The organism is Jejuia spongiicola, assembly GCF_023502325.1.
Classification (GTDB): Bacteria; Bacteroidota; Bacteroidia; order Flavobacteriales; family Flavobacteriaceae; genus Wocania_A; species Wocania_A spongiicola.
Window position 1 is genome coordinate 721,924 of the sequence record NZ_JAMFLZ010000002.1, and the last position, 15,807, is coordinate 737,730.

The following is a 15,807-nucleotide window of genomic DNA, read 5'->3' on the forward strand; positions in this document are numbered from 1 at the left end:
AAGAACACCAAACATTGTAGCTGTAATGAACGAATTGCATCTTACAATCCTTATAAAGTAATAGTAAAAAGATGAAAATTAATAAACCTAAAAGAAGTAATATTATTTTTTTAATTGTATTGGCGCTTTTATTAATTCCGCAAACGCGAAAGCCTATACAAGTGTTTATACAAAAAGGATTAGCATTAATTAGCCCGTCTACAATAAACAAGAATGAACAACCTAGTTTAACTAATTATAATTGGAAATTAAAAGATAAGAAAGGAACAATCTATAATTTTGAAGAAACCAAAGAAAAAGTAGTATTAGTCAATTTTTGGGCTACTTGGTGCCCACCATGTATTGCAGAAATGCCAAGTCTGCAAAAACTTTATGATGATTATAATAAAAAGATTGAATTTGTATTTGTTTCAGACGAAAGCTTTGAAACTATTTATTCGTTTTTAGAAAAAAACAATTATACCTTTAAAGTTTATAACGAAGTTTCAAAATCAGACTTTTTTATCGTAAAAGGTATTCCAAGAACATTTTTAATAGACAAGCAGGGTAAAGTAGTTATTGATAAAACTGGTGCAGCAAATTGGAATAGTGAATCTGTAAGGAATACTATTGATGATTTATTAAGATAGATTTTGGTTTTCTCTGACTAAAGTTTTAACAATAAATAGATTTAAAAGGATGAGCGAAAACGCATAAATTGTATCTTCAATAGGGATTGTAGAAAGTCTAATCCCTAAATTTTCAGCATTATTATACCAAACCACTTCATTTTCAATAAAACTCCCTGTTAATACACCATTTATAATAAAGAAAGGAATTAACATAACTAAAAATGTTAAGTAAAACTCGCTTAGCAATTTTGAATTTTTAATCAAAACCAGAAAAGTTATTATTGATGCTAATAAGAAGTTAATAAAAGTATACCATTTGTTGTAATTAAAAACAGAGATAATAAAAAAAGCAATAATTAATGAGTAAGATATTTTTTTTGTGACAGATTTCTGTAACTTCATGTTGGGGAAATAATGTAACAACGCAAAATGTGTAAAAACACATGCATAGGGTATACATATAAAAAACAGCCATTCTTCAATTGGAAGGTGAAATAATTTTATTCCTAAAAAGTAATCATTATTAAAACCCCAAATACCTTTAGCTGTAAAAATAATATCCCAGGGAATAAAAATTAACATAGATGTAATAATTCCAATAGTTAAGGCTTGCCAATATTTATAGAATTTTAATTTGGGATGAAAGCTAAAAAGAAAAGGAATAGATAGTGATCCTAAATTTAATAACAGATATAAATATTGCATCTGTTATTTTTTAAAATATTTAAAAGGAACAAATAACATCCCGAAGCATTCTCCATCTTCTTTGTCTATGTGCTTATGATGCATTTTATGTGCGCGACGTACACCTTTTGCGTACCAATTGTTAGCATTTCTAAAAAGTTTAAAGCGTTGATGAATGAAAATATCGTGTACTATAAAATAAGATAAACCATATGCAAATATGCCAATGCCAATAGGTAAACCTATCCAGAGACCATTATATTTCCAAAGTAAAAAAAAGGTAATGCTAACTATGGCATAAAAGATAAAAAAAGCATCATTTCGTTCAAACCAGCTATCATGATCTTTTTTATGATGGTCTTTATGTAAGCTCCATAAAAAACCATGCATTATGTATTTATGTGTAAACCACGCCATAAATTCCATAAAACAATATGTGCTTAAAAAAACAAGTATCCAAAGTAGGGTTTGCATAACTTAAAATTACATTAAATTTAATTGATATTTTACATAACTACGCATTAAAAGCTCAACTTTTTTTGGATTTGAAACTCTAATGCGAGCATTTTTAATTTGTAAGGCTGGTGTCTTTTTTAGTTTTTTTAATAACTGTCTATAATATCTATACGCCATAAATACACCAAATTTGGCTTCAATAGGCAATTTTTTTATACCATTTAGTCCTTTTGCAAAATCTACTTCAATATCATCAATTATATTTTGTTTTGAGGCTTCGTCAAGGTTTGATAAATCTGTATTAGGGAAATATGTTCTATTTAAACCTTCAAAATCGGCTTTTAAATCTCTTAAAAAATTTACTTTTTGAAAAGCTGACCCTAAAGACATAGCGGTTTCTTTTAGTGTATTATATTTTTTATCGTCTCCCTTCACAAAAACTTTTAAGCACATAAGGCCTACAACATCTGCCGATCCGTATATGTATGCCTTGTATTCTTTTTCTGTTAGATATTTAGTTTTATATAAATCCAATCTCATACTATTCATAAAAGCATCAACTAAATTTTTATCTATATTATATTTATGATATGTATATTGAAACGAATTTAATATAGGGTTTAAGCTAATCTTACTTTTTAAAGCATGCTCTAAATCTTCATTAAATTTATTAAAAAGCTCTTCTTTATTATAGTCATGGAAAGAATCCACAATTTCATCTGCAAAGCGTACAAAACCATATATATTATAAATATGACCTCTAATAGAACTATGAAGCATTTTTGTAGCTAAAGAAAAAGATGTGCTATAAGTTTTAGTTACAAGCTTACTAGAATTATAAGAAACAGTATCAAAAAGAGATTTCATTTATTTAAATTTTAAAATATTTAATTATGGTATTTAGTGATTAAACTAGCTACTAATTTCCCTGATATTAGAGATGGTGGTACTCCAGGACCAGGAACTGTTAATTGTCCAGTGAAAAACAAGTTTTTTACTTTCTTACTTTTTAACTTAGGCCTTAAAAAAGCAGTTTGTAATAGTGTATTAGCCATGCCATAAGCATTACCTTTATAAGAGTTATAATCATTGATAAAATCATTTATACAAAAGCTTTCTTTAAATATAATATCATTTTTTACATTTTGCGATGTTAAATTTTCAAATCGAGATATTATTTTTTCAAAATACATATCTCTTAGGTCTTGCGTATCTTCAAGACCAGGTGCTAGCGGAATTAAAAATATACCAGCCTCTTTTCCTTCTGGAGCACTGCTCGAATCAGTTTTACTTGGAAAACTTGCATAAAAAAGCGGATTCTCTGGCCATTTGGGAGAATCGTATATTTCATGAGCGTGAGCTTCAAAATCTACATCAAAAAATAGAGTATGGTGGTTTACATTTTTTAGCTTTTTATTAAAACCAACATAGAATAGGAGTGAAGATGGTGCAAAAGTTTTTTTACCCCAATATTTTTCTGAATATTGCCTATAAGGCTTTTCTAAAAGAGATTCTGTATGATGATAATCTGCACCGCTAACTACTACATCAGAAAAATAGGTTTTACCATTAGAAATTACACCTTTTGCTTCCCTGTTTTCAACTATAATATTATCAATAGATGATTCAGTTTTGATGTTTACTCCAAGTTCTTTTGCTAGACTTTCCATAGCTAATATAACTTGGTACATACCTTTTTTAGGGTGAAAAGTGCCTAATCCAAAATCAGCATAATTCATAAAACTATAAAACGAAGGAGTATCGCTAGGCTTAGCGCCTAAAAATAATACAGGAAATTCTAAAATCTTTATTAACCTTTCATTTTTAAACTCTTTCCTAACATCTCTTTTTATTGTACTAAAAAATTGATTTATTTTTTTTATTGTAGTTGGAGTAATAAGCTCAAAAGGAGAAACCCCAGGGTTATAAACTAAATCTTTTATAGCCACATCGTAATTGTCTTTGGCGTCTTTTATGAATTTATTTAGCTTTATAGAACTGCCAGGTTCCTCTTTTTCAAAAGCTTTTACTATTTTTTCTAATGTATCTTCAATAGTTATGAAATCATCTTTTCCATAATAAACACTATATGCAGGGTTTAGTTTTTCTAGAATATAATAATCTGAAGGTTTTCTTTTAAAATCAGAAAAAAATCGCTCAAAAACATCTGGCATCCAATACCATGTTGGTCCTATGTCAAAAACAAACCCATCTTTTTTTAATTGCCTCGCACGACCTCCTATGGTTTTATTTTTTTCAAAAATAGTTACTTTATATCCAGCATTTGCTAAATAGCATGAGGCTGCTAGTGAAGAAAATCCAGAACCAATTATATTTATAGTTTTTTTCATTTGTTTAACAAATATAGTAAAATGATAAACAAAATGAAAAATTGTTTACAAATCTTTAACTAAGTTTTCAATAGAATTAAAAGTACTAACATTATTTGGAAGATTTGTTAAGTCTACAGTAGAAAGTCTGTGCCCCAAAATCATAAAATCTGCATTTCCGTTATTTAAAAGCGTTTTGCTAAACTTATCTATATAACTAAAAACGTTTTGCTCCTCTGGATATACTGTAAAATACGATATAAATGTAATATCGTCAAAAAAGTCAAGTAAGTCATTAAGACTTTCCATTGGCACGCTTTCTCCAAGAAAAATGGTATGATAGCCTTTACTTCTTAATTGGTAATTTATAAACAATAGGCCTATATCATGAATTTCATTATCTGGTAAAAAAAGAATAAAAGTTTTCGACTTTGGCTTAGGTTCTAAACTTTGCAATCGTTCAATATTTAAAAGAATTTTTTGCTTTATATGAATTGATAAAAAATGCTCGTGAGCTGGGGTGATTGTATTAGTTTGCCACAATAGACCAATTTCATTTAGTAAAGGAAGGAAGACTGTATAAAATATTTCACTAAAGGTTTTATTTTCTAATAAGTTATTGTAGGTGTTATAAAAAAGGACTTGATCAAAATTTAGCATAGCCATTTTCAAAGCATTAATGGCATGATCTTCAACTTTTGCTCTTGATGCAATTTCCCTAACTTTAATAGGAATTTCTTCTTCTTTTAAGTTAGCAATTTTTGATACTTTGAGACCATTATTGTTTAAATATGAAATATTTAGAAGTTTTTGAAGACTTGTTAAACTGTAATTTCTAATATTGGTTTCTGATCTGTTTGGGCTAAGTAAGTTATAGCGTTTTTCCCAAATTCTTATAGTGTGAGCCTTTATTCCAGTAAGGTTTTCCAAATCTTTTATACTGAAATTGACTTGAATATTGTTCATCGAAAATAAGTTTACGTTAAACAAACATAAGAATAATTATTAATAAATCGTTAAAATATTACCGAAATAAAATAATTTTGTTTTAAAAAATAATGTTTTTTGAGGTAGTAGAGTGCGCACGAGAAGATTCGAACTTCCACATCCTAAACGGATACTGGCCCCTCAAGCCAGCGCGTCTGCCAATTCCGCCACGTGCGCTTTTATTAAAAACTTATAGCTTGCAAATATATAATCTTAACAGGTATTTATTGTTAAAAATAGTGCTAATTTTTAATTAGTATTACGTTGTTGAAATATCAGAATTTAAATTATTTCTAGTTGCCTCGATAGTACTTACAGGAATACTGAGAATAACCTTTGTTCCCATGGGTTTTTCACCCTCAATTAAATCAATTGTTTTCATTGAAAGTTTTAACTCGTTAATGGTATTGGATATATCAAAACGCTCTTTCATGATTCTTGTGGCCATTGATTTATGGGTGACTACTTGATTTGCTTTTATTCTTGAAGCTTCCAATCTACCAATACCATTATCTGTAACAATACCTTTTAGGTAATTGCCCTCTAGCACCATATCTATCGTTAGTTTTTTCTCCCCAGATTTAGGCATAAGCCCATGAATTATGGCATTTTCAATAATAGGTTGAAAAAGCATGCAGGGTATTCTAACACTATCTTTATCAATAGTGTCATCAATAGTTATGGAACTTTTAAAGTCATCTCCTATACGGATGCTTTCAAGAGCTAGATACGATTCAAGATATCTTATTTCATCATCAAGCGAAATGGTATCAGAACTACCCATTTCAAGTGTCATGCGCAATAGTTTCGAAAACGTATTGATATACTTATTGGCTTCCAATTCACTGTGTAAAAAAACATAGCTTTGAATGCTATTTATGACATTGAATATAAAATGCGGATTCATTTGGGCCCGCAATGCTTTAGATTCCAGTAAGAATATTTTACTCTGAAAGCTTTCTTCTTTTCTAATCTTCTTTTTAATGCTTTTAATTCTTAATTGCACCAATCCAGATATAAGTCCAATTGCAATTAGTACCCACATAGTCTTAGCCCACTGCGTGAGCCACCATGGCGGGTTTATAGTAAAAGGATATTCCATGATAGGACTCCAATTACCAGATTGGTTCACCGCTTTTACTTTAAGGGTATGGTCACCGTAAGGGATGTTTCGGTAATCTGCCAAAGGCGTATTAGACAACTCACTCCATGCTTCATCCATACCTTCCACTTTATATTGGTATTGTATATTTTGTGGGGCATTCCAGTTTATGGCTGAAAAATGAAATGTAAGGTGATTCATGGTGTGCGGAACTGATAGAAATTCCGGATAATTATTGAAAGCCCCAACAGGACTGGAATAACTAGCCAACTTATCATGATGTTTTAAATTTGTAGTATAGCTGGTATCATTGAGCCGTTTAAAGTCTATAAACTGTTGGTTAATATTTATATCCTTTAGCATAACAGTAGGGATGTTTGCTTCCTTTTCTTCTTCTTGAAGGTTGTCAAGATCCAATTTTGCTATATTCTTTACATTGGTCCACCATAAAGTGTTTTCATTATTAATGGTGGAAAATTTAATATTTTCAACACTACCCGCAGCAAAACCATTTTTTTTTGAAAAACGGTTTACCCTATATTGGTGTTTGTTTTTAGAGTTTGGAGTTAATCGGTATGTTCCTTCTCTTGTACCCAGCCAAATATTTCCTTGGTGATCACTTGTGCTGTTGTATGCATAATGAAATATCAGACTTTCTACAGCTGTGTAAGAAATTAATTTATCTGGTCCTTCAAAATTACCTTCAGCATCAAATGTTAACTTAAACATGGTGTTTCTGGGAGTGCTGATTACTAGGTTGTCATCTTTATCAAATATGAGATCTTTTATTTCTATGTCTTGTATTTCTTCTATAGTATTGAGCCAATGTAGTTGATCATTATCAAGCATTAGTAACCCTTGGTCGCCTCCCATCCAAATTCTGCCCCATTTATCCTTTTTACATGAAAAAACGCGCATATTCCTATAAACCCCTAGTTTTTCATATAGATTGTATGACCAAAATCTACCATCTTTAATTCTATACAATTGACCAAAAGTATTTGCAAGGAGCCCATCTTCCCCGTAATCAATCATGTTCTGGAAACCATAAGTATTGATAGAATGATCACTTAGTTCGAAAAATTCTAGCCCGTCTTTATGGTATTTATAGATACCTTTTCTCCCCCCAATCCAGAGTTCTCCCTCGCTACCTTTTGTTATACGGCTTATTACATCATCTGCTTCTAAGTGATGAACATTAAATTGAGTTCCATCATATTTCATGATTTTTTTATGGAAAGCCATCCATAGATTATCCTCATTGTCTTCTGCCATAAAAATTTCAGGGGCTATTGATGTGGGATCATAAAAAACATCTTTATCAAAGGGTATAAATTTGAAAGAGTTTAATTTTAGTTTATACAATCCCTTACCGTTACTCATCCATACATGATCGTTAGCACTGGCGGCAATGGGTTCTACCCATTTTGGGTCTTTAACTGAATCGAACCATATAAAGCTTGAGCCTTGTATGACAAATGCACCTTTTTCAAAAGTATTTCCCCAAAGTCTGTTTTTAGAATCTACGGTAAGATCTTTTAAGGTTTCATATGACCTATTGGCCAGAATTACTTGCGTCAGCGTATTTGAATCAATATTATACTTGAATATTTTAGTGTATTTGGTTATCCAGAGGTTGTTGTTACGATCTAAAACAAGGTCTCGTGTGTAATCACTTGTAGTTTCTTTTATGGGAACTAGATTGGTAAGTTTGTTTTTATTTAACAAAACGGTGCAGTTCCTTCCAGATCCAAGCCAAATATCGCCCGATTTGGCAATACTAATATTCGTGATCATCTCTGAACATAATCCATGAGATGACGTGTATTGCTCAATCTTTTCTTGATTTGAATCATTATTTGATGACATTTTAAGCAAACCATGCTTTAACGTTCCAATCCAAATGTTTTTTTGTGGATCTGCTTTAATGTCCATGATAACATCATTAAAAAGACCTTGGTTATAATACCTAAACGTATAGCCATCAAAACGTATCATGCCTTCCCTGGTGCCCATCCATATGGTATCATCTTCATCTATAAATAAGTTTTTAACATACAATGGAATGTTACAGCCTTCTTCTTTTCCGTATTCCCATGCATAAACCCCGTCATATTTAATAAGGGTTCCTTTTGGGGTGGTCATCCAAACAGCTCCCTTAGAGTCTTCACAAATAGATCTTACGTAGGTATCTGGCAGTCCTTGTTCAAATGTTAGGTATTGGAGGTCGTATCTCTTCTCATCTATCATTGTAACAAATGATGTTGTATTCCTAAGCTTAGGTTGTTTGGCTATGACTTCCATGTAGGTAACTATGGAGTCGGTTATATTCTCTATATCAACATCTTTATATACAACATAGGTATACGGATTTGGAGTGCCATTTTTTCCAATTTCAGTACGAATGAATTTTGTGGTATCGAGTATGGTAGCATTACTGAATTTTAACGACTCTGGAGTGTGTGGGTCTTTAAAAGTGGATTGAACTTTAAAAGGGATTTGTTTTGGCGTTAATTTTACATTTTCTACCGAATCTAGATGAAAGGGAATAACGGTAGGTGTTGGTACATCTATAAAGCTGGTAGGTTTTAGAATATTGACTTCTGGGGTATCTGTGCTATTGATTAAACGGTCATTTTTTTGGTTGCAGCCTGAAATTAGTAGAAGTATAGCTATGGTTGATACATAGAATTTTAAACGACAACGCACTTTACTTAGGTACGTTAACTTATTAAGTTTTTGCTTCATGGAGGACTGATTTCTTAGTAAAAATCTAAATTGGGAGAGTCTTACACTTTACAAAATAAGAAAAAAAGTGTAGTTTATTTAAAAACAAAAAAAAGTCTAACTATTATAGTTAGACTTTTTTTGTTTTGTGACCGGGCTGGGGCTCGAACCCAGGACCCTCTCCTTAAAAGGGAGATGCTCTACCAACTGAGCTACCAGGTCATTATTTCAATACTGCAAACAGTATTACTGTTAGCGGGTGCAAATATAAAATGTTTAATTAATAAAACAATACTTTTTTTAAAGAAATTTTTGTTTTTTTGCATGACTTAATCGTATGTTTTTAATAATCAATTTATAGCGTAAAAATGATCATAGTTTTAATTGGATATATGGCTTCTGGAAAGACATCTTTAGGGAAGAAATTAGCTGAAAAATTAAATTATAGTTTTATTGATTTAGATGATTTTATTGAAGATAAAGAAAACCTATCAGTAAGCGATGTGTTTAAAATTAAAGGTGAAATTTATTTTAGAAAGCAAGAATTTCACTATTTAAAACAATTATTACAAGCTAAAAACAACATAATATTATCTGTAGGAGGAGGCACTCCTTGTTACAGTGGTAATATGGATGTTATTTTAAATGCTGAAAATGTTAAGAGTATATATTTAAAAGCTTCTTTATCAACTTTAGTGAATAAGCTGATGAAAAAGAAAGCAAAACGCCCTTTAATTGCTCATATTGAAACTAAAGAGGAAATGACTGAGTTTATTGGTAAGCATTTATTTGAGCGCGTACAGTTTTATAATCAAGCTGAAACTCATGTAACAATAGATAATAAAACAAAAGATGATGTTATTGAAGACATCATTTTGGAGCTATTCTAAAACCGCTTCAAAATTTCCCCCTTCTAAAACTACATTAACATGTTCATGTAAAGAGGTTGATAAAGAAATACCTTTAAAATCTGCTTTGACAGGATATTTTTTATGATTTCTATTAACTAATACGGCCGTTTTAAACTGTTTTAAGGGAACGTTTAAAAAATGTTTTACTCCATAGATTAAGGTAGTACCAGAATTTAAAACATCATCTATTAAAACCAAAGATTTGTTTTTGTAATCATTTTGATTAATTGATGTTTTAATTTCTGAAGACGGATTTTTTTTGTCTATACTAACTTTACAAAGTACAGGATTAATATCAGATATTTTACTAAGTGCAGTTTTTAATTTTTTTGCAAGGATATAACCATTACTGTCAATTCCTGCTAAAATAACTTCAGTCTCATATACATTACTTTCATAAATCTGAAATGCAATACGTCTAATTTTATGATTGATTTCTGTATGATTTAAAATAACATTATTAGTGGCTGTCATATTGGGTTGTTAGTTAAAGTTTTAAAATTACTCATTTTTATCAGTAAAATCATCAATATCTCTTCTATCTTTTTTTGTAGGTCTTCCAACACCTTTTTTTCTGTAATAATCTTTTGCATATTTTAAAAGCTCTTGAGTTTCAAACTGTTCTTTTGGTGTTATATCCGTTCTATAAAGATCAACTAATTTTGCTCCAAGCCTACTTTTTGGAATATCATTAACCTTTAGCTTATAATTAATTTGATTTTTCCTTAATTCAATAATATCTTGTGCAAATACTACTCTGCTAGGCTTAACAACATCATTATTTACTTTAACTTGACCTTTTTTACAAGCAGTAGTAGCTATCGATCGGGTTTTATAATACCTAATACACCATAAATACTTGTCTATACGCATACAATTATTCTAAAAACTACGTTAATGTTCTTGTGCAAAACTATATTAAAATTGTATCTTGCGCCTCAAAAATAATCAATAATGAGAAAAGGAAAAATAGCTTTATCTATTTTATGTTTAGTAGTTGGGTTTTTATCATGTAATAAAGATGACGGAGGAGATAATATCACCCAAATTGAATTAGAAGATAGAACAGAGCAACAAGCTAAAGATAAAGATTCTTTAGTTAAATATTTAAACGGACATTATTATAATGCTAGTGTATTTGTAAATAATCCTGATCCTAGCATTAAAGATTTGATAATTAGTGAACTTCCTTCAGATGGTGTTGTGCCTGATCCAGACAATAATAAATTGTTAATGGATGCTGTTGATTTAAAAATAGTAGTTTTTTCTGAAACAAATTATGAATTTTATGTGTTAGATTTAAATCCACTTGCAGGAGGAGATTCTCCTAAGTTTTCAGATCAAATTCGTGTGAGTTATGAAGGTTTTACACTAGATAATGAGGTATTTGATAGTGCTGTGACACCTGTAGATTTTGATTTAGTATCACTGGTTCCTGGTTGGAGAAAAGTAATGCCTTTTTTTAATGGAGCAGAATCGTTTACTAGCGAAAACGATGGAACTGTTAACTATATGAATCATGGAGTAGGAGTGATGTTTTTGCCTTCTGGGTTAGCTTATTTTAATAATGCAACAGGAGGAATCCCTTCATATGCATCAATTGCTTTTAAGTTTGATTTATTTCAAATAGACCTGGCTGATCATGATAATGATGGAGTCCCATCATATATGGAAGATTTAACTGGAGATGGTGAGTTTACTTTTAATGTTGATGATGCTGTAGCAGATGATGATACTGATGGTGATAATATCCCTGATTATGTTGATTTAGATGATGATGGAGATGGTGTACCAACACTTGACGAACTAGAACCTAATACATATACTGTTAATACAAATCTGGGAGAACAAGAGCCAGTACTTGGAGCTAAAGAATTTGAAATTGATAGATCGGAAAACGGTGGAATTATTACTATAAAAACAGTTACAATTAAAGATTCTAATAACGATGGTGTTGATGATTACCTTGATGAAAATATTAAAATAAATTATAACGAATAGAAATAACTTTATTTAAAACAAAAAACCTCGCAATTTGCGAGGTTTTTTGTTTTAAAAGCAAAGCTTCAATTTTTTACAGAATAAGTGATAAACTTAAAATTAACTGATCTGGACGCGTATCTAATCTACTTGTACCAACATTGTTGTTCTCCAAAAATTTAGCTTCATTGTTGCTAAAACCTCTTTCGTATCTTACATCTATGCCTAGTTTGTTTAAGTTAAGTCCTATACCAAAGTTAAGCCCTACAGATAAATCATTATCTATATCGTTAATAGAAACACCATCAAATTCAGAGTCGATAATATACTGGAATGATGGTCCACCAAAAACACTAATAGGTCCTAAAACTTTTAAACCAACTAGTAATGGCGCATCTACTTTTTGCATTTTAAAACTATCACTAGTATAATCACTTTTTGTACTTGTGTAAACTAACTCTGGTTTAAAATAAACCTGTTTTCCAAATTTACCAAAAACACCAAAATGATAACCAATGTTTCTATCAGGATTTTCGGCATTGTTGCTTACAGATTCAAAATAATTGCCATTGGCATTATAGTTTAAACCTGCTTTAAAACCAAAGCCACTTGCTGATTGGGCATAAGTGGCTGTAGATATTGATACTAAAAATAATAAGGTAATAAAAAATGAATTTTTCATAATTGTTCGTTTTTTGTGATTTGGATGTATAATATCAAAAACGTTGCCAAACGTTAATTATTTCTTAACTAAAAAATTATTTAAAATAAAAAAGGTCCTTTTATTTTAATAAAAGGACCTTTTTTATATTAATGTATCGATTATTTTCTTTTAATCGCAGCTTGTACTTTTTCAACAATTGATGCACTGTTTAAACCATATTTTTCCATAAGTTGAGCAGGTGTACCTGATTCTCCAAAAGTATCATTAGTGGCAACAAACTCTTGTGGAGTTGGTTTGTGTAACGCTAATGTTCTTGAAACACTTTCTCCTAAACCTCCCAAAAAGTTATGCTCTTCAGCAGTTACTATACAACCCGTTTTTGATACTGAATCTAAAATGGCCTTTTCATCTAAAGGTTTGATAGTATGGATATTTATCACTTCAGCAGAAATTCCCTGTTCATACAGAGCTTTAGATGCTTCTAAAGCTTCCCATACTAAATGCCCTGTAGCTACTATAGTTACATCTGTACCTTCAGTAAGTTTTATCGCTTTTCCAATTTCAAATTTTTGATCCTCGGGTGTAAAAATAGGAACAGCTGGTCTTCCAAAACGTAAATATACTGGCCCGTTGTGTTCAGCTATGGCAATAGTTGCAGCTTTAGTCTGATTGTAATCACAAGTGTTAATTACAGTCATCCCTGGAAGCATTTTCATCAAACCAATGTCTTCAAGAATTTGGTGTGTTGCACCATCTTCACCCAAAGTTAAACCAGCATGCGATGCACAAATTTTTACATTTTTACCTGAATAAGCAATTGATTGACGTATTTGATCATAAACACGACCTGTAGAAAAGTTTGCAAAGGTTCCTGTAAAAGGTATTTTTCCACCTATAGTTAAACCAGCTGCAATACCCATCATGTTAGCTTCGGCAATACCAATTTGAAAGAAGCGTTCTGGGTTTTCTTTAATGAATTGATCCATTTTTAAAGACCCGATTAAATCAGCACAAAGTGCTACAACATTTGGGTTGGTTCTACCAAGCTCGGTTAATCCAGCACCAAAACCGCTTCGTGTATCTTTTTTTTCTGTGTATGTATATGTTTTCATTTTTTCTTTTGATTGATGGTTAATAATCTCCTAAAGTTTCTGGGTTTTGTGCTAATCCAATTGCCAATTGTTCATCGTTAGGAGCTTTGCCATGCCACGCATGAGTGTGCATCATAAAATCAATACCATTGCCCATCATTGTTGTTAGTAAAACACATACAGGTTTTCCTTTTCCCGTTTCAGCATTTGCTTCAGCCATTCCTTTTAAAACAGCTTCTATGTTATTTCCTTCTTCAATTTCAATTACTGTCCAACCAAAGGCCTCAAATTTGGCTTTAATGCTTCCCATTGGCAAAACATCGTCAGTAGCACCATCAATTTGCTTTCCGTTTAAATCAATAGTAGCAATTAGGTTATCAACGTTCTTTGCAGATGCATACATAATAGCTTCCCAATTCTGTCCTTCTTGTAATTCGCCATCACCATGTAAAGAATATACTAAATGATTATCGCCATTTAGTTTTTTAGCTTCAGCAGCTCCTAAAGCAACACTCATACCTTGACCTAAAGATCCAGAAGCTATGCGAATACCTTCTAATCCTTCATGGGTAGTAGGATGCCCTTGTAAACGCGAATTAATTAATCGAAACGTATTTAATTCATCTACTGAAAAATAACCGGTTCGAGCTAACACACTATAGTAAACTGGTGAGATATGCCCGTTAGATAAAAAGAAAAGGTCTTCACCTATGCCATCCATGTCAAAATGGTCTTTTCTATCCATAATTTCACTATAAAGTGCTACAAAAAATTCAGCACATCCTAATGAACCTCCTGGATGACCAGAATTTACCTTATGTACCATTCGCAAAATATCTCTACGAACTTGTGTTGTTAAATCTTCTAATTGTTGTGTGTTTGGCATGTTTAAATTATTAGTTTTTTTGCGCGGTAAAAATAATCTTTTAAATAGCCTTAGCAAAATTGAAATGATGCATTTATTAACGAAACATGATGATTTGCTAACAATTGAAAAATTTATTTTAAAATTCACTATAAATAACATTTTTACTCTTCGGAAATGGTGCTTTATAGGTGTAAAATTTATTAAATGTTTAAGAGTTGAAGCCGTTTTGTTAATTATCTTTGCCGACGACAGATTTTTGATTATGACATTTGAATTAAAAGCCAAAGACTCGCAAAGTAAAGCTAGAGCAGGAGAAGTTACAACAGATCATGGTGTTATTGAAACACCTATTTTTATGCCAGTTGGTACCGTAGCTACTGTAAAAGGCGTGCACCAACGCGAGTTGAAAGAGGAAATTAACCCAGATATAATTCTTGGTAATACCTACCATTTGTATTTACGTCCCCAAACCCATATTCTTGAAAAAGCAGGTGGATTACACAAGTTTATGAATTGGGATAGAAGTATTTTAACCGATTCGGGTGGTTATCAAGTATACTCTTTATCTGCTAATAGAAAAATTAAGGAAGAAGGCGTAAAGTTTAAAAGTCATATTGACGGGAGTTATCATACATTCACACCAGAAAATGTAATGGAAATTCAACGTACCATAGGTGCCGACATTATTATGGCTTTTGATGAATGTACACCATATCCTTGCGATTACAATTATGCAAAACGATCTATGCATATGACACATCGTTGGTTAGACCGTTGTATTAATCATTTAGAAAAGACACCTTTAAAATACGATTATAGTCAAGCATTTTTCCCTATTGTTCAAGGTAGTACATATAAAGATTTACGTATGCAATCGGCTGAGTATATTGCTAATTCTGGTGCTGTAGGTAATGCTATTGGAGGATTATCTGTTGGAGAACCAGCAGAAGAAATGTATGCAATGACAGATGTGGTTTGTAGCATTTTGCCTGAAGATAAGCCAAGGTATTTAATGGGGGTTGGTACGCCAATCAATATTTTAGAAAATATAGCGTTAGGTGTAGACATGTTTGATTGTGTTATGCCTACACGTAATGCAAGAAATGGGATGTTGTTTACGGCTCATGGTACCATAAATATTAAAAATTTAAAATGGGCTGACGATTTTTCTCCAATAGATGAAATGGGAATTACATTTGTAGACACAGAATATAGCAAAGCATATTTAAGACATTTATTTACTGTTAATGAGTTGTTAGGGAAGCAAATAGCTACAATTCATAATTTAGGGTTTTATTTATGGTTGGTTCGAGAAGCAAGAAAACATATATTAGCAGGAGATTTTGGAATTTGGAAAGATAAAATGGTAAAACAAATGAATAACCGCTTATAATAT

Annotated in this window: 15 protein-coding genes and 2 tRNA genes; 4 read left to right on the plus strand and 13 right to left on the minus strand. The window is 31.3% G+C overall.

Going from position 1 to position 15,807, the window contains the following annotated elements; genetic code table 11:
* Positions 1 to 71: 71 nt before the first annotated feature.
* Positions 72 to 629, plus strand: coding sequence for a TlpA family protein disulfide reductase (locus tag M3P09_RS07130; protein ID WP_249972573.1), 558 nt, complete (start codon positions 72 to 74; stop codon positions 627 to 629).
* Here the strand turns inward: M3P09_RS07130 and M3P09_RS07135 are convergent.
* The 8 genes from M3P09_RS07135 to M3P09_RS07170 all read right to left on the minus strand — a co-directional run bounded on the left by M3P09_RS07135 (position 621) and on the right by M3P09_RS07170 (position 9,119).
* On the minus strand, positions 621 to 1,316 hold the full coding sequence (locus M3P09_RS07135; RefSeq protein ID WP_249972574.1) for a lycopene cyclase domain-containing protein: 696 nt from the start codon (positions 1,314 to 1,316) through the stop codon (positions 621 to 623). The genes M3P09_RS07130 and M3P09_RS07135 overlap by 9 nt on opposite strands.
* A 3-nt stretch (positions 1,317 to 1,319) precedes the next feature.
* Entirely contained in the window at positions 1,320 to 1,769 is a 450-nt protein-coding gene (locus M3P09_RS07140; RefSeq protein ID WP_099563608.1) for a sterol desaturase family protein, read from the minus strand.
* Between the two features lie 9 nt (positions 1,770 to 1,778).
* Positions 1,779 to 2,618 (minus strand): phytoene/squalene synthase family protein, encoded by an 840-nt coding sequence (locus tag M3P09_RS07145; protein WP_249972575.1) that lies wholly within the window; start codon positions 2,616 to 2,618, stop codon positions 1,779 to 1,781.
* Positions 2,619 to 2,638: 20 nt separating this feature from the next.
* Entirely contained in the window at positions 2,639 to 4,102 is a 1,464-nt protein-coding gene (locus tag M3P09_RS07150) for a phytoene desaturase family protein (RefSeq protein WP_249972576.1), read from the minus strand.
* Between the two features lie 45 nt (positions 4,103 to 4,147).
* The gene (locus tag M3P09_RS07155; protein WP_099563605.1) at positions 4,148 to 5,047 is read right to left on the minus strand and encodes a MerR family transcriptional regulator; all 900 of its coding nucleotides are present in this window, start codon (positions 5,045 to 5,047) and stop codon (positions 4,148 to 4,150) included.
* 113 nt (positions 5,048 to 5,160) lie between these two features.
* A tRNA-Leu gene (locus M3P09_RS07160) sits at positions 5,161 to 5,245 on the minus strand.
* 82 nt (positions 5,246 to 5,327) lie between these two features.
* Entirely contained in the window at positions 5,328 to 8,918 is a 3,591-nt protein-coding gene (locus tag M3P09_RS07165; RefSeq protein WP_249972577.1) for a sensor histidine kinase, read from the minus strand.
* Positions 8,919 to 9,046: 128 nt separating this feature from the next.
* A tRNA-Lys gene (locus M3P09_RS07170) sits at positions 9,047 to 9,119 on the minus strand.
* A gap of 146 nt (positions 9,120 to 9,265) precedes the next feature.
* On the opposite strand from M3P09_RS07170, the gene M3P09_RS07175 reads away from it, so the two are divergent.
* The gene (locus tag M3P09_RS07175; protein ID WP_249972578.1) at positions 9,266 to 9,787 is read left to right on the plus strand and encodes a shikimate kinase; all 522 of its coding nucleotides are present in this window, start codon (positions 9,266 to 9,268) and stop codon (positions 9,785 to 9,787) included.
* Here M3P09_RS07175 and M3P09_RS07180 read toward each other — a convergent pair.
* Together M3P09_RS07180 and M3P09_RS07185 are read right to left on the minus strand one after the other, a co-directional pair.
* The gene (locus tag M3P09_RS07180; RefSeq protein WP_099563602.1) at positions 9,779 to 10,282 is read right to left on the minus strand and encodes a phosphoribosyltransferase family protein; all 504 of its coding nucleotides are present in this window, start codon (positions 10,280 to 10,282) and stop codon (positions 9,779 to 9,781) included. The genes M3P09_RS07175 and M3P09_RS07180 overlap by 9 nt on opposite strands.
* A gap of 27 nt (positions 10,283 to 10,309) precedes the next feature.
* On the minus strand, positions 10,310 to 10,681 hold the full coding sequence (locus tag M3P09_RS07185; protein WP_249972579.1) for an RNA-binding S4 domain-containing protein: 372 nt from the start codon (positions 10,679 to 10,681) through the stop codon (positions 10,310 to 10,312).
* An 81-nt stretch (positions 10,682 to 10,762) separates the two neighbouring features.
* Between M3P09_RS07185 and M3P09_RS07190 the strand changes: the two genes are divergently transcribed.
* Positions 10,763 to 11,809: an FKBP-type peptidyl-prolyl cis-trans isomerase gene (locus M3P09_RS07190; RefSeq protein ID WP_249972580.1), complete on the plus strand. Its 1,047-nt coding sequence runs from the start codon at positions 10,763 to 10,765 to the stop codon at positions 11,807 to 11,809.
* Between the two features lie 73 nt (positions 11,810 to 11,882).
* Here the strand turns inward: M3P09_RS07190 and M3P09_RS07195 are convergent, their stop codons facing one another.
* The 3 genes from M3P09_RS07195 to M3P09_RS07205 form a co-directional block, all read right to left on the minus strand.
* A complete protein-coding gene (locus tag M3P09_RS07195) occupies positions 11,883 to 12,470 on the minus strand; it encodes an outer membrane beta-barrel protein (RefSeq protein WP_249972581.1) in 588 nt (195 codons plus the stop codon).
* A 140-nt stretch (positions 12,471 to 12,610) separates the two neighbouring features.
* Positions 12,611 to 13,564 carry a transketolase family protein gene (locus tag M3P09_RS07200; RefSeq protein ID WP_249972582.1) on the minus strand — a complete coding sequence of 318 codons (954 nt, stop codon included), beginning with the start codon at positions 13,562 to 13,564 and terminating at the stop codon, positions 12,611 to 12,613.
* A 19-nt stretch (positions 13,565 to 13,583) separates the two neighbouring features.
* Positions 13,584 to 14,570 (minus strand): transketolase, encoded by a 987-nt coding sequence (locus M3P09_RS07205; protein ID WP_284041133.1) that lies wholly within the window; start codon positions 14,568 to 14,570, stop codon positions 13,584 to 13,586.
* Positions 14,571 to 14,673: 103 nt separating this feature from the next.
* Between M3P09_RS07205 and tgt the strand changes: the two genes are divergently transcribed.
* Positions 14,674 to 15,804 (plus strand): tRNA guanosine(34) transglycosylase Tgt, encoded by a 1,131-nt coding sequence (tgt, locus tag M3P09_RS07210; protein WP_099563634.1) that lies wholly within the window; start codon positions 14,674 to 14,676, stop codon positions 15,802 to 15,804.
* Positions 15,805 to 15,807: the final 3 nt, after the last annotated feature.

What these genes read in the sequence shown, in the direction of transcription:
- M3P09_RS07130 (WP_249972573.1), top strand. Translation starts at nt 72, where the DNA reads ATGAAAATTAATAAACCTAAAAGAAGTAATATTATTTTTTTAATTGTA.
- M3P09_RS07135 (WP_249972574.1), bottom strand. Translation starts at nt 1,316, where the DNA reads ATGCAATATTTATATCTGTTATTAAATTTAGGATCACTATCTATTCCT.
- M3P09_RS07140 (WP_099563608.1), bottom strand. Translation starts at nt 1,769, where the DNA reads ATGCAAACCCTACTTTGGATACTTGTTTTTTTAAGCACATATTGTTTT.
- M3P09_RS07145 (WP_249972575.1), bottom strand. Translation starts at nt 2,618, where the DNA reads ATGAAATCTCTTTTTGATACTGTTTCTTATAATTCTAGTAAGCTTGTA.
- M3P09_RS07150 (WP_249972576.1), bottom strand. Translation starts at nt 4,102, where the DNA reads ATGAAAAAAACTATAAATATAATTGGTTCTGGATTTTCTTCACTAGCA.
- M3P09_RS07155 (WP_099563605.1), bottom strand. Translation starts at nt 5,047, where the DNA reads ATGAACAATATTCAAGTCAATTTCAGTATAAAAGATTTGGAAAACCTT.
- M3P09_RS07165 (WP_249972577.1), bottom strand. Translation starts at nt 8,918, where the DNA reads ATGAAGCAAAAACTTAATAAGTTAACGTACCTAAGTAAAGTGCGTTGT.
- M3P09_RS07175 (WP_249972578.1), top strand. Translation starts at nt 9,266, where the DNA reads ATGATCATAGTTTTAATTGGATATATGGCTTCTGGAAAGACATCTTTA.
- M3P09_RS07180 (WP_099563602.1), bottom strand. Translation starts at nt 10,282, where the DNA reads ATGACAGCCACTAATAATGTTATTTTAAATCATACAGAAATCAATCAT.
- M3P09_RS07185 (WP_249972579.1), bottom strand. Translation starts at nt 10,681, where the DNA reads ATGCGTATAGACAAGTATTTATGGTGTATTAGGTATTATAAAACCCGA.
- M3P09_RS07190 (WP_249972580.1), top strand. Translation starts at nt 10,763, where the DNA reads ATGAGAAAAGGAAAAATAGCTTTATCTATTTTATGTTTAGTAGTTGGG.
- M3P09_RS07195 (WP_249972581.1), bottom strand. Translation starts at nt 12,470, where the DNA reads ATGAAAAATTCATTTTTTATTACCTTATTATTTTTAGTATCAATATCT.
- M3P09_RS07200 (WP_249972582.1), bottom strand. Translation starts at nt 13,564, where the DNA reads ATGAAAACATATACATACACAGAAAAAAAAGATACACGAAGCGGTTTT.
- M3P09_RS07205 (WP_284041133.1), bottom strand. Translation starts at nt 14,570, where the DNA reads ATGTTATTTATAGTGAATTTTAAAATAAATTTTTCAATTGTTAGCAAA.
- tgt (WP_099563634.1), top strand. Translation starts at nt 14,674, where the DNA reads ATGACATTTGAATTAAAAGCCAAAGACTCGCAAAGTAAAGCTAGAGCA.